This window comes from Bacteroides sp. PHL 2737 (assembly GCF_004115325.2).
Classification (GTDB): Bacteria; Bacteroidota; Bacteroidia; order Bacteroidales; family Bacteroidaceae; genus Bacteroides; species Bacteroides hominis.
In genome coordinates, this window is record NZ_CP040630.1 from 5,215,319 (window position 1) to 5,235,946 (window position 20,628).

Below are 20,628 nucleotides of genomic sequence, written 5' to 3' on the forward strand. Positions count from 1 at the left end.
ACTCGGCCCCTATATATTATGGGGGGGGTACTACTCACCGTATGCTCCTTTCCGTTTCTTCTCCCGTCTACGCTCCACCGCCTCACGCCACCAGCATTGCAGCACCGGAACCACAAACATCGTCATCGACTGTATCAGCATCCCCCCAAACGTCGGGATAGCCATCGGAACCATGATATCCGCCCCTTTTCCGGTGGATGTCAGCACGGGAAGCAGCGCGATCAGCGTCGTCGCCGTTGTCATCGCCGCAGGGCGGACTCGCTTCAATCCGGCCTCGACCACCGCCTCACGGATATCGTGCCGGGTTCTCGGGTCACGCTCCAGAAAGACGTGATGGATGTACGTCCCCATCAGCACCCCGTCGTCCGTAGCCACGCCGAAGAGGGCGATGAAGCCCACCCAGACCGCCACGCTGAGGTTGATGGGATGCATCTGGAAGAGATCCCGCATGTTCTCACCGGCGATGCTGAAATTCATGAACCACGGTTGCCCGTAGAGCCACAGCAAGATGAACCCGCCCGCGAAGGCGACAAACACACCGGAGAAATGGATCAGCGAAGCCGTCACCGTGCGGAACTGGAAGTAGAGCACCAGCAACACGATGAGCAGAGCCAGCGGGACGACAATCATCAGCCTGTCCGTAGCACGCTGCTGCTGCTCGTAGTTCCCGGCAAACTTATACGAGACGCCCTTGGGCAGCACCAGTTCGCCGCTCTTCACCTTGGCGTCGAGCATCGCCCCCGCCTCGTGCACCACGTCCACCTCGGCACGGCCGGAGAGCTTGTCGAAGATGACGTAGCCCACCAGGAACGTGTTTTCGCTCTGGATCATCTGCGCGCCGCGCGAATATTCGATGTCCGCCAGCTCCTTGAGCGGCACTTGCGCCCCGGTGGCGGTGGGAACGAGCAGCATCGAGAGCGCCTCCGGACTGTCGCGCAGCTCACGGGCATAGCGCAGCCGGATGGGGAAACGCTCGCGGCCTTCCACCGTGCGGGTGAGCGCCATCCCTCCCACGGCAGCTCCGAGCACCTCTTGCAGGTCACCTACCGCTACACCGTAGCGTGCCATTGACTCCCGGTTGAGCTTAATCTCGAGGTAAGGAGCGCCCACCGCCCGGTCGTAGAACACGGACGAGGGGATGACGGACGGAGACGACTTCAATGCCTGTTCGATCAGCTTACCCCCCTGCTCGATGTCCTCCAGCGTGGGGCCGTACACCTTCACCCCCATCGGCGCCCGCATGCCTGTGGAGAGCATCACGAGCCGCGCCTCGATGGGTTGCAGCTTCGGCGCCGAAGTCAGCCCCGGCAGGTGGGTGACGTTGACAATCTGTTGCCAGATGTCGTTGGCGTTCTTGATCTCCGGCCGCCACTGGCGGAAATAGTCGCCCCGGGGGTCGGCCACCAGGCTGTCGGCAGGCAAGAGGCGGAAACCGTCGGCAGGATTATACGTGCCCCCGTCCTTCAACACAAACGCCCCGTCCCCGTCCACCCGGAAACGTGCCCGTCGCCCGTCCTCGTCGAGGATATATTCGGGACGGTAGTTGATCGTATTCTCGAACATCTGCACCGGCGCCGGGTCGAGGGCGGAGTTCACCCGCCCCCACTTGCCGATGGCCGTCTCCACCTCCGGGATGGCGGCCAGGCGCTTGTCGAGTTTCTCCACATAGTCCAGGTTCTGCTCGATGCCCGCATGCGGCATGCTGGTAGGCATCAGCAGGAAAGAGCCTTCGTTCAGGCTCGGCATGAACTCCTGCCCGACGCCCCGCCAGATGAAGAACCCGCAGACAACCGTCGCCACGGGGATCATCATAAACTTCCAACGGTTGGCCAGGCACCAGCGCAGGATGCGCTCGTAGAAGATGACCAGCGCCCAGAGCATCGCCAGGATGATAGCCACGCAACCGGCCACGAAGAGCACGTTCACCGTTAGCCCCCGCGCCGGGCCCATCGGCAACCACTCTTCGGAGAGGTAGAAGAGCGCCACGAGCAGGGCGATGGCGATGTTGACGTAGTTGGCTATCTTCGAATTCTTCCAGCGCCCCGCCAGCAGATTGTTCACCCCTACCGCCGTCAGCCCCAGCGCGGGGATGCTGCCGTAGATAGAGCACAGCGCGACGCCCATCCCGATCAGCACGTAATTCATCCCCCGCCGGATCATCTTCGAGTCGATCCGCACCGAGAAGAGGAAATAAGCCAGTGTCGGCAACAGGATCAGCCCCAGCACGAAAGCCGAAGCCAGCGCGTACGTCTTGGTGTAAGCCAACGGCGAAAACATCTTCCCCTCCTGCGCCTGCATAGCAAACACGGGCAGGAAACTGACAATCGTCGTAATCATCGCCGTAGCGATTGCCCCCGACACCTCGCTCACCGCCTTGTATATCAGTCCAGCCAGCGCCTTCCCCTTCGTAATCCCCCGGTTCTCCGGCATCTCCATATACCGGATGATGCTCTCGACGAACACCACCCCCACGTCCACCATCACCCCGATGGCGATGGCGATACCGGACAGAGCCACGATGTTCGCCTCGATCCCCGTGTACCGCATCAATATAAATGTAGCCAGCACCGCGATGGGCAGCATGCTCGCAATCACCACCGACGCCCGCAGGTTGAGTACCAGCACGATAATCACGATGATACAGATCAGTATCTCGTGCGAAAGGCTCGACTCCAGCGTGCCGATCGTCTCCTTGATCAGTCCCGTCCGGTCGTAGAAGGGGACGACGGTCACCTTCGATACCGTCCCGTCCGCCAGCGTCTTTTGCGGCAGACCGGCATCCATCTCATGAATCTTCTCCTTCACGTTGTCGATCACTTCCAGTGGGTTCGACCCGTAGCGGGCAATCACCACGCCGCCCACGGCCTCCACACCTTCCTTGTTCAGTCCGCCGCGCCTCGTGCCCGGCCCGATGTTCACGAAAGCGATATCGGAAATGCGCACCGGCACCCCCTCCCGGACGGTGACGACGGTGTTCTCGATGTCCGCCACATTCTTCACGTAACCCAGCCCACGGATCAGGTATTCCACCTTGTTCACCTCCATCGTCTCGGCGCCGATGTCGAGGTTGCTCTTCTTCACGGCGTTCATCACGTCCATCACCGACACGTTGAACGAGTACATCGCGTCTGGGTTCAGCTCTATCTGGTACTCCTTGACAAACCCGCCCGCGGATGCTACTTCGGACACGCCCTCGGCGGCGGACAGGGAGTACTTCACATAAAAGTCCTGTATCGTCCGCAGTTCCTCGGCGTTCCAGCCTCCGGTGGGTCGTCCCGTTTTCGGGTCGCGCCCCTCCAGCGTGTACCAGTAGATTTGCCCCAGCGCCGTAGCGTCCGGGCCCAGCGTAGGCTGCACGTCCTCGGGCAGCGTGCCCGGCGGCAACGAATTCAGTTTCTCCAGGATGCGCGAACGGCTCCAGTAGAACTCGATATCATCCTCAAAGATGATGTAGATAAACGACATCCCGAACATGGACGAGCTACGGATGGTTTTCACCCCCGGTATGCCCAGCAGCGAGGTGGTAAGCGGGTATGTAATCTGGTCTTGGATGTCCTTGGGCGAACGTCCCATCCATTCCGTGGCCACAATCTGCTGGTTATCACCGATGTCGGGGATGGCATCCACCGGGATCGGGTTTCTCGGCACAATGCCCCCATGCCAGTTGAAGGGTGCGGTAGAGACTCCCCAGACCACGACCAGCGCCAGCAGGAGCATGGTTATTACCCTGTTTTCGAGGAAATAACGGATTATTTTGTTGATCATATAGAAAGATATTTATTGTATAATAGTAAACACTTGGAATGCCCAAAAGGATATGGGAATCCCTGACAGAATGTCCCAGAGAATAGGATATTCCCTAATGAAATGCATCAAAAGGGTATACCAATTCCTGTCCCACATTGAAAATCAGAGGGAAATAATTTCTTTTCTTCTCTCCGGAAAGGAAGTAAAGTGAATACTAAATCAAATAAGTACAATGATAAACAAACAGAGGAACTCCCGTTTGCTTGGGTGGAGAATCAAAAGCAATAAAACTCTGGCAGGTATCTTCCACCTCCAACGACAGAAATCCTGCATAGAGCACCGGTAACAGTTCTGTCACCACAGGTACCAGGTTCGTCACCACCACATGGTTCACGTCCTGATCTACCGCCAGCTTGATGTAATGTGCCTCATCCTTACAACAATCCGAAGTCTTCTTCTGTCCACACATGGTGCAAGCAGATGCACTCCCCCATTCCACATCTGCCATACGGCCCATGCAGTAATGAACGTTGACTGTAATGCCTGATGACACCACAGCATATAATAACATAAGGATGATTAATATGAACTTCTTCATGCGCGTTTTTGAGGTTGCGAAAATAAGTATCGGGATAGACACTTTCGAGCCCCGTTACATATAATTAACGTATGAATATCCTTTTTGGTTTAATCCTTTTGGTTATCTTTACCCCACCAACTAATAAAAAAACTGTCATGAAACATATATCTATCAACTATATCTTCACTACTGCCCTCGCCTTGGGCGCCGGTATCAGTATTCCTGTCCTCGTGGGGAGCACTTGCCTCAGCGAGCAACATTCTGTACAATCGGAAGTACCATACTGTGTCACTCCGCCTACCGTCCCCGAACAAGCAATCTTCGATGGCGACACCATCGACCTCCGTCGTTACGACCGACGTGAACGCATGGACCGTGAAATGATGTCGTTCACTTATATGCACTCCACCACCATGCTGATGTTGAAACGCGCCAACCGCTACTTCCCCATCATCGAACCACTATTGAAAGCCAACGGTATCCCCGACGACTTCAAATATCTGATGGTGATAGAAAGCAGTCTCAACCCTATCGCACGCTCCCCGGCAGGTGCCGCCGGCCTGTGGCAATTTATGCCCGCCACCGCCCGCGAATTCGGTCTCGAAGTCAACGATAACGTAGACGAACGCTACCACATCGAGAAAGCCACTGCAGCCGCCTGTCGCTATTTTAAGCAGGCTTATGCCAAATATGGTGACTGGATGGCCGTTTCCGCTGCCTATAATGCCGGACAGGGACGCATTTCTTCGCAACTGGACAAGCAGCTGGCTGATCATGCCATGGACCTCTGGCTGGTAGAAGAGACTTCCCGCTATATGTTCCGCCTGCTGGCCGTGAAAGAGGTATTCGGCAACCCGCAACGCTTTGGCTTCTTGCTGAAACGGGAGCATCTCTATCCCGTCATTCCTTACAAAGAAGTGACGGTAAATACCGAAATCAGTGACCTGAGCGACTTTGCACAGAAACAAGGCATCACCTATGCCCAATTACGTGACGCTAATCCCTGGTTACGCGGCTCTTCACTGAAAAACAAAACCGGAAAGAAATACGTTATCCATATACCCACACAAGAAGGTATGAATTATGACCCGAAAAAGACCGTTCCATACGAACGGAAATGGGTAATTGATTAATAATTGACTCTGGCAGTTACATTAACATATTAACACATTGAAAAGTGATTCTTGGCTCTATCGTTTTCTGCACAACCAGGCTCTGAAGCGTAAGTTGTACGTCATTATTTTCGAATCCGACACACCCGCAGGGAAGGCATTCGATGTAGCCCTTATCATATGTATCCTATTGAGTATTCTGCTCGCCATTATCGAAAGCCTGCAAGGTCTTCCTTCCTGGCTTTCGGCTCCGTTCATCGTACTCGAATACCTTTTTACGGCTTTCTTCACTTTTGAATACGTCACCCGTATTTACTGTTCGCCTCAACCACGGAAATACATCTTCAGTTTTTTCGGTATCATCGACCTGCTCGCTACGTTACCGCTCTATCTTGCCTTCTTTCTGCCCGGTGCGCGTTACTTGCTTATCATCCGTGCTTTCCGCATCATACGGGTATTCCGTATCTTCAAGCTCTTTAACTTCTGGCTTGAAGGCGAACGATTGCTCACCTCACTCAAAGAAAGTAGTAAAAAGATAGCCGTTTTTTTTCTCTTTGTCGTCATCCTCGTCGTCGCCATCGGTACGCTGATGTACATGATCGAGGGAACTCAGCCCAATACACAATTCAATAACATCCCGAACAGTATTTACTGGGCCATCGTCACCATGACCACCGTCGGTTATGGAGACATCACCCCCGCTACCGCCCTCGGCAAATTCCTATCCGCCTGCGTTATGCTGATCGGCTACACTATTATTGCCGTACCCACAGGTATCGTCTCTGTATCTATGATGAAAGAGTACAAAAAACTTAAAGATTTGCAATGTCCCAACTGTCACAAAACGGGGCATGAAGAGAATGCAACATATTGTAAATATTGCGGACATAAACTAAAAAACGAAGAAACACCCCAACAAGAATCCCAGACTAACGGACCGCGCCGGACTACTTCATAAGTATCTTGTCACCTTCAATTTTAGCCTCTTCCCTGTCCAACAACATCTGGACCCCCCTACGCATAGCAGTCTCCACATTCAGTCCGAAACGGGCATAACCTAATAACTGGGCAGTTATTTTCATTAAGTCAGTCAAAGGTAAAGCTATTTGTTGTTCCAATATACTCAGAGCTGCATTGGCCACCTCACGTGGAGGTAAATCTGCCACCTCACGTTTGGAATCAATACGAAATTTAGTATATGCCTCTGCTTCCTCTTTCGTATTCCAATAAAAAGTCAGTCCGTCAACTTCTTGCTTGTAATAAGGGGTTCTACTCAATATATCATCCATCCAGGCAATCAAACGGGCTGTTTTACGAAGAATTCCATAAGCACTGAAAATTCTGTTACTCAACAATGAACGACTGATAGGCGCTTCTGTATGCATAATTTCATCCAACTGTTTTCTGATACGGGGTTCTCGTCGAGGCATCATAAAGTCCCAGGAAGAAAGATTCACTGAAACCAAAGAAGCTGTTTCATAGATCTCCGATTCCACAGACTTTACTCCCTCCCGAATCACCTGTTCCGGAACGTTTACCAAACAAGGTTGTGCACTACATAGCAATCCGGCTTTCTGTCCTTGATTCAATACAGGAACAGGAAGAGAAACCGATGCCGGAATCTCCGATTTACTGCAACGTGCTTTCTCCAATTCTCCCTCTATACGGTCAATCACTTTTTGAGAATTTTCCCACCAGTCCATTGTCCATACCTTACAGATATTCCATCCCAGCATCTTCAAGACACTGCTTTGCACAATTTCCCGATCCCGGGCAGTTTTCGCAGCCCGATAATTTTCACCGTCACACAAAATTCCGAGCAAATAACGGGAAGAATTATCCGGATCGACAACACCTACATCTACCCGGAATCCGGAACATCCGATTTTAGTTTTTACCTGATACCCCCTCTCACGAAGCTTTGAGGCCACCAGTGTACCGATATCAATACTCTCGGACGCCATTGCATTAGAGTGATTCAAAACACCGGTGCCTTTACCGGCATATTCGAGGAAGTATTTCAAACCTGCCACTCCTACGGAAGATGTTTTTTTCAGGTCAATCTGATCAGCCTTTAATGTAGAAAAGACTTTCATCTCATACCGGGCACGAGATACCGCTACATTCAAACGACGTTCACCACCATCACGGTTCAGCGGACCAAAATTAAGGCTGACCCGTCCGTTGATATCCGGACCATAACCTACTGAAAACAAAATGACATCCCGTTCATCTCCCTGTACATTCTCCAGATTCTTAATGAAAACAGGTTCTTCACGGTTAAAAGCAAGATTCTCCAAATCGGCATTTTGCATAACAACATCCGACAACATATCTTCAATCAGAGTCTGCTGTACAGAACTGAATGTTACCACTCCAATACTTTGACGACTCAGCTTCGGATCGGAAAGCCTACGAACAATCTCGTCGACTACAGCCTGTGCCTCAGCTTGATTCTGCCGGCTTTTTCCTTTATCATAATATCCCTCAACAGATACCAGCGTAACTTTTGCAGCCAGATCGTCAGGAGACGGAAAAGTCAACAATTTATTATCATAATACTGTGAATTACTAAAAGCAATCAGGCTCTCATGTTTACTGCGATAATGCCATAACAAATATTTGGAAGGCATAGACAAAGCCAGACAATCATCCAGGATACTTTCCAGATCTTCCATCTCGATATGCTCTTCATCTACAGAGTTGCTGGTGAAGAAACTGGTTGGCGGCATCTGCTTCGGGTCACCTACAACGACCACATGGTTTCCACGGGCAATGGCACCAACAGCTTCGCATGTAGGCATTTGGGAAGCTTCATCAAATACAACCAAATCGAACTTATCATGGTTCACATCGATATATTGCGCTACAGACATAGGACTCATCAGCATACATGGGCACATGCGTGGCAATAAATTAGGGATAGAATCAAACAGTTTACGGATAGGTACCCCACGCCCATTACTACGGATACACTTCTGCAAAATTCCCACTTCCGAACTTTGGGCAGCCGCATACACAAACGATGGAATGTTAGAAGCCAATTTTGCATAAAGTTCTTTCTTTATCAATTCCTGATACTGTTCATTCAGTTCACGAAAACGGAGAATGCTGTCATTGAACAACTCTCCACTAAAGAACTGCAGTACCTGTTCCGTACCAATGGCATATTCCGTAAAACTACGATAAAATCCTTTCAAGTAAATATTCATCATCCGTTCGGTAGGCAGGTTACACTCCGTATACGCTGTAAATACAGACTCCAAGCCACAAGCTTCGAACCGACGGGACACATTCAGCCAACGATACCAGTCCTTCAATTTATCCGTGTTCTTTGCCCAAATTTCACACTGATGTAACGCTCCCGCCAGCCAATTGTCTTCACTGACATGAAGCACCTCTTTGGAAATACCCAGCAGTTGCAGCATCGATTCCTCCAATTGCTTTTCACGTTCCCAGTCCTGTACCACTCCCTCAAGTTGTTCCTTGTTCATTTGCCGGAATGAAGAATAGCCTTCTGAAAGCTGTTCTGCCAACTTCTCCTTAACCAAGCGTACTGATGACGCATCTTCGGCTAATCCCATCAACAATCTGTTCAACTGAAGCAGTCCCTCACTCATCGCTTCTATATCAGCCCACTGCTCTTCGCCTGAATGGGCCTTAGCACCAAACAAATTCTGCAGCCAACTGCTTTTGCTGTCCACTTCCTGCTTTTCTTGCTGATAAGAAAGCAATTGCTGCAATACCGGAAGTACCTGTTCTTTGCCTATACGCCCTTGCAACGAAAAGAGAGACATCTCTTTACAGAACTTACGTTGCTTCAGCCAACGGGGAAGGAACCAACTTTGTGTAATCTCTTTCCACTCCGCCAACTTTTGCTGTGCTGGAAAAGTAAAAAAAGCATCTTCAAACGATTGTTTCAGCAAACTGTAGACAGCATCCCTTTTTCGCCCATGTTCAATGATACGGCGTATCTTCTCAACATTCTCATTTGGCTCGGTCATCAATACCAAATTGGCAGTCATCCCCGGAAGTTGCATTAAGATACGAATAAACCGAACCAGACTCTCCAACAACTTCTCCGTATATTTATTACCTATTCCATATATTGAAAAGCACTTTCCCACCTTTTTCTCCATCACCTGTAAAAGAGTTATATACTCTTTCAAAAGCTTATCCGTTTCCTCTTTCAGTTGCGAAGAGTACTCCTTTATATTAATTCCGGTGAGGGGATGATGATAAGAATGTCCGCTTACTTTTCCAACTCCCACCAATTCTTCCACAGCATGGTTCCACTCGTTCAACTGTTCTTTGGTCAATGTGGTAAGCAGAAAAGCGGGTATCATTATTTCTTCTTTTTCGTCAATAGAACTGTAACGTGTGACCGCTTCATAAACGGAAATACCGCAAGGATATACCCGGTGCAGCGCCTCTACATATCCATTGATCTGCTGACGCATTTTAAACAGTCTCTCCGACTCTTCCTTAAACTCTTCCGGTTCTTTATACCGGAAAATCTCTGTTGACTCTTTTAACTGTCTGAGCACATCTGTTTTACGTGCTTTATTGGAATGTAATTCCAGACAAAAAGGAGCCAAGCCAATATTTGTAAGCCTTTTTTGTACCACAGAAAGTGCAGCCATCTTTTCGGCCACAAACAACACCCGTTTGCCTTGATACAATGCATTGGCTATAATGTTCGTAATGGTTTGCGACTTACCGGTTCCGGGGGGGCCGTGTAAAATGAAACTCTTTTCACTCACAGCTTCATAAACCGCTTCAAGCTGCGATGAATCCGCACTGACAGGCAGAGCAATATCAGCAGGCGTCAAAGTGTGGTCCAGCTCTATGGCACTGGCATCGACATCTGCAACCTCCCACTCCATTTTACCACTCATCAGGCTCCCGACTATCTTATTTTTACTTAACTCTTCAGCATTTGAATGAATGTCATTCCACATAATGAACTTACTGAACGAAAAAGTACCCAAAATAGCCTGTTCTTCCACATCCCAGCGTTTCTCATTCATCACTGCCTTCCTGAAAATAGAAAAGACACGTTTCACATCGGCACCATTCTCATCTTTCGGCAACGATTCGAGTCCGGAAATAGTAATGCCGAAGTTTTGTCTCAGCATCTCCAACAGAGTGATATTGAGCATACTCTCTTCTTCACGGGCACGGATGATGTACCCTTTGGACACAGACTTGCGAATCATCTCAACAGGAAGCAGCAAGATAGGTGCATAGCGGGGACGCTCACTATGTTCGGTTTCATACCATCTCAACAAGCCCAGAGCAAGATATAAGGTGTTTGCCCCATTCTCCTCCAGAGCTACTCTGGAAGAACGGTATAAATAAGTAAGCGACTTTTTCAGATCCTGTTCGTTCAAATAGGTTCTCAATCTTTTCTGTGTCAATTCCTGCTTAATCAAACCGAGCATCGGATCAGATTCCGTCAAAGCTCCATAAAGTCCGAAATCATACAATGGATTATCCCAGTCAGAGGGTTTGCCCAAGATCTGAAATTCCGTTCCGTCAGAAAAAGCATCCTCCATCTTATCCACATCCGCCGAAATCACCTGAAGAGCATTTCGGGTAATGCGAAGGTTCAGAAAATTATTACGGAGACTCAAGTCCAATAACTTTCTCTCCCATAAAAGTTGTTTGGTGACTTCCACGTAACAGTCCTGATTTCCCCAATCATATTGCTTAATCTCTTCCGGGGCATTGCTGTAACTGACGTGCGACTCGTCTTCCGGTGTCTGAATCATCTCCGGATTTACGATCCATGCTTTCCCATGCATTATCCTCTGAGGCAAAGGCAGGATATGGGCAAAACGGCTACGTGCCACATCAATAAAACAAATAAAATCGTTCACCGCTAACATTTTACCATTAGCCAATCCGACTGCTGCATCGAAAGTCACATTTTGTCCATCGTTCATGCAGGTAGCTTCCAGTAAAATAATTTCGTTGATCCCGTCTGCAGTTCGTTTTGTCAACAGCGAAGGATCATCATTCACCGCATCAGGAAATGTTCCGTCAATCAGCCAGCATCCCACCAAAGCATGTCCCTGAATAACCACCAGTAATGGATGCAATCCCATAGCTTCGGCACACGAAGCATACAATAAGGACATATCCAGGCAAGTTCCCAATTTGCCGGAAAGCACATTATCCGAAAGTCTGATTCTCTGCCCGGCATCTCCAAAACTGGCAGGAGGTGTACAATAAGCAATGTGCTGCTCCTTAACAGCCTCGTACAAAGCAGCTAATTGTATCTTTACCCTATTAGGATTACAACTCTGATAAGCATCCAACGAGGAGCTACCTGACCACTCTTTCAGAATGGATGCTGTACGAGAAATAATTCCTGTAAGTATGGGATGATTGGGAACCACAAACGCCGACAAAAGTTCGGGCAACACCTGAATACCTCCCCACTGATCGAAGGCCAATATATCAATGGGATATTTACTTTGGAAGACTACTTCTTCATCACAAGAAACAATCAGTCCGATAGCACCGGAAAAACGTTCGGTTTGCCGAATGAAAAAAGAAGGATCCAAAAGTAGGTTCAATGTGGTTATTTTGATCATTTCACCTGGAGATAACCTTTCTATCATCACAGGTGAAGCTGCTGCAAACTCAGGCTCAAAAATCAAAGATACCTTTAAATCCGCAAGTGGATGTTCCGTATTATTTTTGATAGAAAACAACCGTACAACAGGTATCCGGTTTTGCTGCATGGAATAATTGACGACAGGCAAATAAATAAACTCCACATCCAATTTGGAAGAAGGATTCTCTTGACTCATGACAAACAAGATTAATTAGTTCACACTCAAACAATAACATGCAGCAAAATTACATAATAATTTATAAACGAAGCCTACTTATTTCAAAGAATTTACAAAACAAGCAGAAAAACCGTTCTTATTTTCCTTTCTTACCCCAAAAACGTTCCACCAACAGAATAAATACATATCCGCCGGCATAACTGACTATATCTTTCAAATCGAAAGTAGACCCAAGTATAATACGGGTCACAGGGTTCGTTATTCCCAACACATCGACTAACTGGAAGTACTGAAGAACCTCAATAAAACAGGCAAAAGCAAATACATAGAAAGGTAATTGAGATAAACCTTTCGGAATAAAAATCCGTATAAAGCAATAAATCAACACAACAACCAATGCATCACCCATATAAGGACGTACAAAACGATCGTGAACATACATACCGATTATGATTTCAACTGCCAATATTATAGCAAAGCCAATCAAATAAAAAAGTCTTTTATTCATTGTGTGTTTTAAGTTTTATGCAGTACTGAATATATAGTCTTTCCGAAAGAAATAATCTTTTAGCTGCGAATATACGTTATTTCTAAAAACAATCGTATCTTTAGGTTACGAATAAATTATTGGAATAAAGACAGAAAGGAGATTTTCGTATAATGTTGAACTTCGATTTTGTATTAAGATTATTGGTTGCCGGCATCTTGGGTGCCGTCATCGGTCTGGATAGAGAATACCGTGCCAAGGAAGCCGGCTATCGCACACACTTCCTGGTTTCACTGGGAAGTGCACTGATAATGATCGTTTCCCAATATGGCTTTCAAGAGATAATAAAAGAGGATAGTGTTACGCTCGACCCAAGTCGTGTAGCGGCGCAGGTAGTAAGTGGCATTGGCTTCATCGGTGCCGGAACAATTATCTTCCAAAAGCAGATAGTGCGGGGACTGACCACAGCGGCCGGTATCTGGGCGACAGCGGGAATCGGTCTGGCAGTAGGTGCGGGCATGTACGTTATAGGCATTGCCGCCATGGTACTGACTCTCGTGGGTCTTGAAGTATTAAGCTACTTGTTCAAAAGTATAGGGATGAAAAGTTCGATGATTACATTCTCCACCGACAATAAACAAGTATTGAAAGGAATAGCGGACCGTTTTAACTCCAAGGATTATCTGATAGTGTCGTATCAGATGGATAAGCAAGAACACGGAGGAATAGAAACTTATCAGGTGACTATGGTCATTAAGTCCAAACGGAACAATGACGAAGGGCATTTATTATCATTGATACAGGAGTTTCCCGAGGTCACAGTAGAACGGATTGAATAAGGTCATTTCTGTTTCTCAGTGATATACTTCCAATAACGTACCGGCATATCTTGCTTGTGTTTCCGGGGATTCAGCCTCTCTCTGATCGTGATAGATTTAAAATAAGTCTTCCAAAGCTGCTGAAACAGTTTTTCGTCTTTATCCATCAGACTTTCGTCGAGCATACCGGTAACCAGGTGGGCGGCTGGGGTATCCTGATCAAACGTCACCTCTTCCACTGTATGCAGGTCATAATAAAACCCATAACGCCGTTTCATATCATAAATCAGCCACCGCTGATCGGCAAACCGATCTTTAAAGTGAGCAACCGTCAATGGTAATGCGTTGTGCTGAGGTTCAAAAGCAGCAAAGAAAGTGCCATCCGCTGCTTTCTGAAAGCGTACGAACTGCAACATACGCAACCGCTCCCAATCCACTCGTTTCCATATCCTGGAAAGGGCAAGTACATCCGGATCACCAAAATTCGTTTCAATGGATACAGGGGAATCAATGGCTTTACGGATGTACCGGAACAGGAGTAAACCCACCTCGGGCAATTCCGACAGCCAACACCAGGTAATGGCCGAAAGTGCAGACGCCGATACTTTTTTTTGCAATCCCCGCCAGACACGTCCTGCCTTTTCGTCATCGGTAATAACCGTAAAAACTTCATCATAAAAAAGTGGCAACGCCTCCCCATCCGTAAGTAAAACATCGGGGAAAGTCTTGCGGTAATAAGCATCAAATACTGCTGTCAACAAGCCATCAAGCGTTTTATCGTAAATAAAAAGAGTCATAACAATCTCAATCGGAAAAAACAAACGACAACTGATTTTCATCCGTCTTTTTCCTAACAGGCTTAGGCAGCAACAGGCTGCGTACGGTCTGTGGCGTCATCTCATTCACTGTCCGTACAGGCAATTCACTGCAAGTAATAAAGTATTGTGCTTTTTTCATGACCACACCTATCTTTTTAAGTTGATAATATCCCAACTTTGAGTAGCGGCGAGAAGCAACAATCAATTTAGCTGATTTCACTCCTATTCCCGGAACACGGAGTATCATTTCATAATCCGCTCTATTGATATCGACAGGAAACTGTTCCGGATGACGCAACGCCCAAGACAACTTGGGATCTATCTCCAAATCAAGATCGGGATAAGCGTCATCCACAATTTCATCAACCTTAAACTGATAAAAACGCATCAGCCAATCCGCCTGATAAAGGCGGTTTTCGCGTACCAGAGGAGGTTGCTTAAGTGCCGGCAAACGGGTATCGTATGTATTCACTGATACATAACCGGAGTAATAAACCCGTTTCATCGTAGGGCGTTGGTAAAGAGCCGAAGAGAGAAAAAGGATATCCTTATCAGTTTCGGCTGTGGCACCGACAATCATTTGTGTACTCTGCCCTGCCGGAGCAAAACGAGGAGCATAGCGAAACTTTTTCCGTTCTTCACTACTCTCCAGTACCCCTTGCTAGATATAAAGCATCGGTGCAAACACGCTCTTATGATCTTTTTCCGGAGCCAGCAGTTTCAGATTCTCTTCTTTAGGTATCTCCACATTCACACTCAGGCGGTCGGCATAACGCCCGGCTTCATTCACCAGTTCACGGCTGGCTCCGGGAATGCTTTTCAAGTGGATATATCCATTAAAACGGTGCACTTCACGCAAATCTTTTGCCACACGTACCAGACGCTCCATGGTATAGTCAGGGTTACGCACCACACCAGAGCTTAAAAACAGTCCTTCAATATAATTCCGGCGATAAAACTCAATCGTCAGATCTACCAGTTCGGATACGGAAAGCGTAGCTCTGGGCAAGTCGTTACTTCTCCGATTGATGCAATAAGCACAATCATATATACAATAGTTGGTGAGCATCACCTTTAATAGCGAAATGCAGCGACCGTCTTCCGCAAAACTATGACAGATGCCCCAGCCTCCCACAGTATTGCCCAACATGCCGGGTTTGTTGGAGCGCACCGTACCACTGGAAGCACAAGAAACATCATACTTGGCCGACTCTGCCAGTATCTTCAGTTTTTCAAGTACATTCGCATTCATAAGTGATAAAGGGTTTGCATATTTCTTATCTCATCTTTTATCGTATCCCTTAATGACCGGGGCTCCAACACCTCCAATGCCGCTCCCTTAGACAACAACTCCTGTACAAAATCATACGTATGTGATATATACAACTCAAAATCAACGTAATTCCCGGTAACAGCAATTTCCTTCTGACTGGAGTGTAAAGGAAGGTTTCTCAGATATGGTGCCTGCGAAATTGTGGCCCTAAGTACTGTGCGCTGAGGAAGCAGACTCTCATCTCGAATAATACCAAAACTATTGCGGAAATGATCTTGGGGAGTGAATTTACGCGGAAAACTGAAAGTATCTTCTGAAAGGCTGATCTCCCTGACCCGGTCGAGAGAATAAGAACGGAAAGCCTTATATTCCCGATTCACTCCTATCAGGTACCAACGGTGCCGAAAAAGTTTCAGGAAATAAGGTTCAAGCAATACACTCTTGGATTGCTCCCAATTATATGCCTGATATTCCATAACAAGCACATTCCCGCTACGCATAGCATTGATAATGGTATCCATAAATTGTATTCCTGAAGGAACTTCTTCAAACACAATCCGGTTCTTCATATCTACATTTTCTTGCAGTACATTGTTTAATGAAAAACTATTCAGTAACCACATCTTCAACTTATCGCCCAACATACCCTCGGCATCTGCTATATAATAGGTATTATCCCGCTTATCGCATTCAATGTTGATGTCGAACATCTCCTCGATAGCTTGTCGATGGTTGTGGAAAGTCCGCAAAGGAATATCCACACGGCTACCGTCTCCCGCCCGCCAGCGACGGTTGATTTCGGCGAATGTCACAGGTCCGTTCCGAAAGATCGTATCCACCAGCCAAATTAGTTTATTGAATTGTTGTTTTGCCATACTGAACTCTTTTTCTGCTGCAAAGCAATAGAATGTTTATGCCAAAAGTAAGCACAATCCCTTGAAAGAACAAAAGATAATCTCTTTTTAACCACTTTATGGAAGGATACAACAGTTCTTAATAATCAGAAATTGATGTTCATTTGTTATTTATAAAAGAGACCAAGGATTATGAAAAAGAAGTTCACTATATTTGTCGTGCTGTTGGCAGGTATCATTTATACCGGCTATGCACAAGGCGTACAATGGATTTATCAACAAAAACAGGAGAAAAAAAGTATGAAAAATCAGAGTGAGATATATTTTGCGGGCGGCTGCTTTTGGGGAACTGAACATTTCCTGAAACAAATCAGAGGAGTAAAGTCAACCCAGACCGGATATGCCAATGGAAACATTGCCAACCCAACCTATCAACAGGTATGTACAGGGAAAACCAATTTTGCGGAAACCGTTAAAGTGGACTATAACCCACAAGAAGTGTCACTGAAACTTTTGATTGACCTGTTTTTTAAAACGATTGATCCCACAAGCCTGAACCGGCAGGGAAATGACCGTGGAACACAATACCGCACCGGTATCTATTATACGGACGAAGCAGATCTGCCTGCAATCCGGAGCGCCATCGGTGAATTGGCCAAAGAATACTCTAAACCTATTATAGTGGAAGTGAAGCCTTTGTCCAATTTCTATAAAGCAGAGGAATACCATCAGGATTATCTGGATAAGAATCCCGGAGGATACTGCCACATAAATCCGGCACTCTTTGAATTGGCAAAGAAGGCCAATGCACAGGGTGCCGAAACACCACAGGCAAGTTATAAAAAGCCGGATGATGCCACACTTCGCAACAAGCTGACAGCCGAACAATATGCCGTCACACAAAAGAATGCAACCGAACCAGCCTTCCATAACGAATACTGGAATGAAAAACGAGATGGCATCTACGTAGATATCACCACCGGAGAGCCCCTTTTTATTTCAACAGATAAGTTCGATTCCGGATGTGGTTGGCCCAGCTTCACCAAACCGATCGAAAAAGAGTCAGTGAAAGAAAAGACGGATACCTCACACGGAATGGTGCGGACGGAGGTACGGAGTAAAACGGGAGACGCACATCTGGGACATGTTTTCACCGATGGTCCCAAAGACAAAGGAGGATTGCGCTATTGTATCAACAGTGCATCCTTACGCTTCATCCCCAAAGAGAAAATGCAGGAAGAAGGATATGGAGAATACTTGAAACTTTTACCTCAGAAATAAAAGAGGAAACAGTATCTGCAAAAAAAGAGGATACCTGCTAATTTACTATTTCTGCCAATAGATACAAGTTTAGTTTCTGTAAAATAAAAAAGCCGGTCACAAAACTGAGACCGGCTTTTCATTTTCTTCTATTCGTAAGATTACTTCTTTGATTCTTCTAAAGATACTTTACGGAATTCTTTCATTGCTTTTTCGATTTCCAATGAAGCTTTACGGGCACGAGTTCCTGCAGCTTTGTTACCATTTTCGATCTGAGCATTTGCATCTTTGTTGAACTCAGCTACCAAAGTAGCAATCTTTTCTACTAATTCTTTCATAATCCTTATTTATTTCTTCGTTAATAATGATGGGCAAAAATACATCCTTTCCCGAAATAAACGCATAAAAACGATATTTTTTTTGAAATTATCGGCTAAAAATCGGCAAAAAAATAAGGTTTAGTCTTTTTTATCTACTTTTGCAAGCATGAAACCGCTTACAGATACTGATTACATACACGCATTGATAGCCGAAGGGGAGCATCAGCAACAAGACTTTAAATTTGAAATATCCGATGCCCGCAAGATTGCCAAAACGCTGTCGGCCTTTGCCAACACCGATGGAGGACGGTTGTTGATCGGAGTAAAAGACAATGGGAAAATTGCCGGTGTACGTTCGGACGAAGAAAAATACATGATAGAAGCAGCTGCCCAACTTTACTGTCAGCCGAAAGTGCATTATTCCATGCAAACATTTCACGTCGAGGGACGTTCTGTATTAGTCGTACAAATAGAGGAAAGTGAGAACAAGCCTGTTTATGCCAAGGATGAAACCGGTAAACCACTGGCATATATCCGCATTAAAGACGAGAATATCCTGGCTACTCCGGTACATCTGCGCATTTGGCAGCAAAGTGGAAATCCGGCAGGTGAACTGATCCAATATACCGAGCGAGAACAGTTATTACTCGACTTACTGGAAAAAAACACCTCACTCTCACTGAATCGCTATTGCCGGCAAGCAGGTATTTCCCGACGAGCCGCAGAGCATTTATTGGCTAAGTTGATCCGGTTCGACATTGTGGAACCAATATTCGAAAACCACAAATTCTACTTCCGACTGAAATAGAAGGGGGGGCCGGAGAATACGGTGTTTTGACGCGCACCCTAAGGGAGAGCATCTGCTGCCTTGAATGCCAGTTCCATTTACATGCCGAGGTAAATGCTTTTACATACCGAGGTAAATGGATTTACATGCCGAGGTAAATGCTTTTACACGCCGAAGTAAATAGATTTACACACCGAGAAAAAAGCAGGTAAATATAATCTACTGATTATCAACATTATTAAAACGATGGTTCAACTACGTATCGGCCGGATGAACCATAGAACAATACACCGATGGGTTAATTAACAAAGACATGGATCTGATTAACGATATATTATGGACCTACATCCTTATCGCAATGCTGTTGGGGTGCGCCGTTTGGTTCACGCTTAAAACCCGTTTCGTACAATTCCGGATGATTGGCGAAATGGTACGTCTTCTGAAAGATTCCGGCGGAAAAGAGGAGAACGGAGAAAAACATATTTCTTCATTCCAGGCTTTCGCCATATCACTGGCAAGTCGTGTCGGGACAGGAAATCTTGCAGGCGTAGCTACAGCTATTGCCGTAGGCGGACCGGGTGCGATATTCTGGATGTGGGTCATTGCCTTGTTAGGAGCATCAAGTGCTTTTGTCGAATCTACCCTTGCACAGTTATATAAAGAAAAAGGAAAGGAATCATTTATAGGAGGTCCTGCTTATTACATGAAGAAGGGATTGAAGAAGCCATGGATGGGAATTCTTTTTGCCATACTAATTACCATTACTTTCGGTTTCGCTTTCAATTCGGTACAGAGTAATACCATTTGTGCGGCTGTAGAGCATGCATTCGGCATCAACCACATACCGATGGGAATCATCCTGACCGGACTCACTTTATTGATCATCTTCGGAGGCATCCAGCGCATCGCCAAAGTAAGCAGCATCATTGTCCCCATTATGGCACTGGGATATGTAGGGCTGGCACTGGCCATTGTACTCCTGAACATCACGCATCTGCCAGGTGTTATCGAAACCATCATCAGTCATGCTTTTGGTTGGCAACAAGCTTTGGGAGGCGGTATGGGAGCTGCTCTGATGCAAGGCATCAAACGGGGCCTGTTCAGCAATGAAGCCGGTATGGGTTCCGCACCCAATGCAGCCGCCACAGCATACGTGTCACATCCCGTCAAGCAGGGCCTGATCCAGACTTTAGGAGTTTTTACAGATACACTTATCATCTGTTCGTGTACGGCATTTATCATTCTTTTCAGTGGTGCTCCGCTCGACGGTTCGACCAATGGAGTGCAACTTACCCAGCATGCACTGAACAATGAAATAGGGAGCCTCGGAGGTATTTTTGTGGCAATCGCTCTCTTCTTTTTTGCGTTCAGCAGTATCATTGGAAATTATTATTACGGTGAAGCAAACATCCGCTATCTTACCCACAGGAGATGGGTGGTATACCTCTACCGGATATTGGTAGGCGCCATGGTATGGGTAGGTGCCATGTCCACACTCGACTTCGTATGGGGACTGGCAGATATTACCATGGGATTAATGGCTGTCTGCAACCTGATAGCAATTTCCTTCCTCGGAAAATATGCTTTCCGCTTATTGCAGGACTATCGTGAACAGAAGAAAGCGGGCATCCAAAGTCCGGTATTCACCAAAAACAAAATGAAAGACATAGAGCAGGACATCGAATGTTGGTAAAGTACCTCAAAAAGAATAGATGTTATCCATATAATCTGTAGCAATTTAACAAGTTATTTAGTAAATTTGCAGCCTC

General features: G+C 46.7%; 13 protein-coding genes and 1 pseudogene. 6 read left to right on the forward strand and 8 right to left on the reverse strand.

The window, feature by feature from the left end:
* Positions 1–30 precede the first annotated feature (30 nt).
* Positions 31–3,765, reverse strand: a complete 3,735-nt coding sequence (locus tag DBK98_RS21670) for an efflux RND transporter permease subunit (RefSeq protein ID WP_005808076.1) — start codon at positions 3,763–3,765, stop codon at positions 31–33.
* 196 nt (positions 3,766–3,961) lie between these two features.
* On the reverse strand, positions 3,962–4,345 hold the full coding sequence (locus tag DBK98_RS21675) for a hypothetical protein (RefSeq protein ID WP_032536003.1): 384 nt from the start codon (positions 4,343–4,345) through the stop codon (positions 3,962–3,964).
* 137 nt (positions 4,346–4,482) lie between these two features.
* Between DBK98_RS21675 and DBK98_RS21680 the strand changes: the two genes are divergently transcribed.
* Both DBK98_RS21680 and DBK98_RS21685 read left to right on the forward strand, forming a co-directional pair.
* Positions 4,483–5,460: a lytic transglycosylase domain-containing protein gene (locus DBK98_RS21680; protein ID WP_005780989.1), complete on the forward strand. Its 978-nt coding sequence runs from the start codon at positions 4,483–4,485 to the stop codon at positions 5,458–5,460.
* 37 nt (positions 5,461–5,497) lie between these two features.
* Complete coding sequence (locus DBK98_RS21685) at positions 5,498–6,397, forward strand: ion transporter (protein ID WP_005821520.1); 900 nt, start codon at positions 5,498–5,500, stop codon at positions 6,395–6,397.
* On the opposite strand, the gene DBK98_RS21690 is transcribed toward DBK98_RS21685, so the two are convergent.
* Both DBK98_RS21690 and DBK98_RS21695 read right to left on the reverse strand, forming a co-directional pair.
* A complete protein-coding gene (locus tag DBK98_RS21690) occupies positions 6,387–12,260 on the reverse strand; it encodes a DUF3320 domain-containing protein (RefSeq protein ID WP_032536002.1) in 5,874 nt (1,957 codons plus the stop codon). The two genes, DBK98_RS21685 and DBK98_RS21690, sit on opposite strands and share 11 nt — an antisense overlap.
* A 118-nt stretch (positions 12,261–12,378) precedes the next feature.
* Positions 12,379–12,750, reverse strand: coding sequence for a DUF2809 domain-containing protein (locus tag DBK98_RS21695; RefSeq protein WP_005808086.1), 372 nt, complete (start codon positions 12,748–12,750; stop codon positions 12,379–12,381).
* A gap of 149 nt (positions 12,751–12,899) precedes the next feature.
* Here DBK98_RS21695 and DBK98_RS21700 point away from each other — a divergent pair, with 149 nt between their 5' ends.
* Complete coding sequence (locus tag DBK98_RS21700; RefSeq protein ID WP_032531631.1) at positions 12,900–13,568, forward strand: MgtC/SapB family protein; 669 nt, start codon at positions 12,900–12,902, stop codon at positions 13,566–13,568.
* Between the two features lie 2 nt (positions 13,569–13,570).
* On the opposite strand, the gene DBK98_RS21705 is transcribed toward DBK98_RS21700, so the two are convergent.
* The 3 genes and pseudogenes from DBK98_RS21705 to DBK98_RS21715 all read right to left on the reverse strand — a co-directional run bounded on the left by DBK98_RS21705 (position 13,571) and on the right by DBK98_RS21715 (position 16,513).
* Positions 13,571–14,344 (reverse strand): TIGR03915 family putative DNA repair protein, encoded by a 774-nt coding sequence (locus DBK98_RS21705; protein WP_032531658.1) that lies wholly within the window; start codon positions 14,342–14,344, stop codon positions 13,571–13,573.
* Between the two features lie 7 nt (positions 14,345–14,351).
* Positions 14,352–15,617 (reverse strand): annotated as a pseudogene (locus DBK98_RS21710) (putative DNA modification/repair radical SAM protein).
* On the reverse strand, positions 15,614–16,513 hold the full coding sequence (locus DBK98_RS21715) for a YafY family protein (protein ID WP_032531632.1): 900 nt from the start codon (positions 16,511–16,513) through the stop codon (positions 15,614–15,616). Before DBK98_RS21715 ends, DBK98_RS21710 begins: the two are co-directional and overlap by 4 nt.
* A gap of 171 nt (positions 16,514–16,684) precedes the next feature.
* Between DBK98_RS21715 and msrB the strand changes: the two genes are divergently transcribed.
* Positions 16,685–17,773, forward strand: coding sequence for a peptide-methionine (R)-S-oxide reductase MsrB (gene msrB, locus DBK98_RS21720; RefSeq protein WP_005808092.1), 1,089 nt, complete (start codon positions 16,685–16,687; stop codon positions 17,771–17,773).
* Positions 17,774–17,913: 140 nt separating this feature from the next.
* Here the strand turns inward: msrB and DBK98_RS21725 are convergent, their stop codons facing one another.
* Positions 17,914–18,090: a histone H1 gene (locus tag DBK98_RS21725; RefSeq protein ID WP_005780999.1), complete on the reverse strand. Its 177-nt coding sequence runs from the start codon at positions 18,088–18,090 to the stop codon at positions 17,914–17,916.
* Positions 18,091–18,238: 148 nt separating this feature from the next.
* Between DBK98_RS21725 and DBK98_RS21730 the strand changes: the two genes are divergently transcribed.
* Together DBK98_RS21730 and DBK98_RS21735 are read left to right on the forward strand one after the other, a co-directional pair.
* Positions 18,239–18,880, forward strand: a complete 642-nt coding sequence (locus DBK98_RS21730) for a helix-turn-helix domain-containing protein (RefSeq protein WP_005781000.1) — start codon at positions 18,239–18,241, stop codon at positions 18,878–18,880.
* Positions 18,881–19,172: 292 nt separating this feature from the next.
* Positions 19,173–20,552, forward strand: coding sequence for a sodium:alanine symporter family protein (locus tag DBK98_RS21735; protein WP_032531633.1), 1,380 nt, complete (start codon positions 19,173–19,175; stop codon positions 20,550–20,552).
* Positions 20,553–20,628 lie beyond the last annotated feature (76 nt).

Excerpts from the sequence above, each read along its gene's own strand:
- DBK98_RS21690 (WP_032536002.1), bottom strand. The coding sequence starts at position 12,260 with ATGAGTCAAGAGAATCCTTCTTCCAAATTGGATGTGGAGTTTATTTAT.
- DBK98_RS21675 (WP_032536003.1), bottom strand. The coding sequence starts at position 4,345 with ATGAAGAAGTTCATATTAATCATCCTTATGTTATTATATGCTGTGGTG.
- DBK98_RS21715 (WP_032531632.1), bottom strand. The coding sequence starts at position 16,513 with ATGGCAAAACAACAATTCAATAAACTAATTTGGCTGGTGGATACGATC.
- msrB (WP_005808092.1), top strand. The coding sequence starts at position 16,685 with ATGAAAAAGAAGTTCACTATATTTGTCGTGCTGTTGGCAGGTATCATT.
- DBK98_RS21670 (WP_005808076.1), bottom strand. The coding sequence starts at position 3,765 with ATGATCAACAAAATAATCCGTTATTTCCTCGAAAACAGGGTAATAACC.
- DBK98_RS21725 (WP_005780999.1), bottom strand. The coding sequence starts at position 18,090 with ATGAAAGAATTAGTAGAAAAGATTGCTACTTTGGTAGCTGAGTTCAAC.
- DBK98_RS21705 (WP_032531658.1), bottom strand. The coding sequence starts at position 14,344 with ATGACTCTTTTTATTTACGATAAAACGCTTGATGGCTTGTTGACAGCA.
- DBK98_RS21680 (WP_005780989.1), top strand. The coding sequence starts at position 4,483 with ATGAAACATATATCTATCAACTATATCTTCACTACTGCCCTCGCCTTG.
- DBK98_RS21735 (WP_032531633.1), top strand. The coding sequence starts at position 19,173 with ATGGATCTGATTAACGATATATTATGGACCTACATCCTTATCGCAATG.
- DBK98_RS21695 (WP_005808086.1), bottom strand. The coding sequence starts at position 12,750 with ATGAATAAAAGACTTTTTTATTTGATTGGCTTTGCTATAATATTGGCA.
- DBK98_RS21730 (WP_005781000.1), top strand. The coding sequence starts at position 18,239 with ATGAAACCGCTTACAGATACTGATTACATACACGCATTGATAGCCGAA.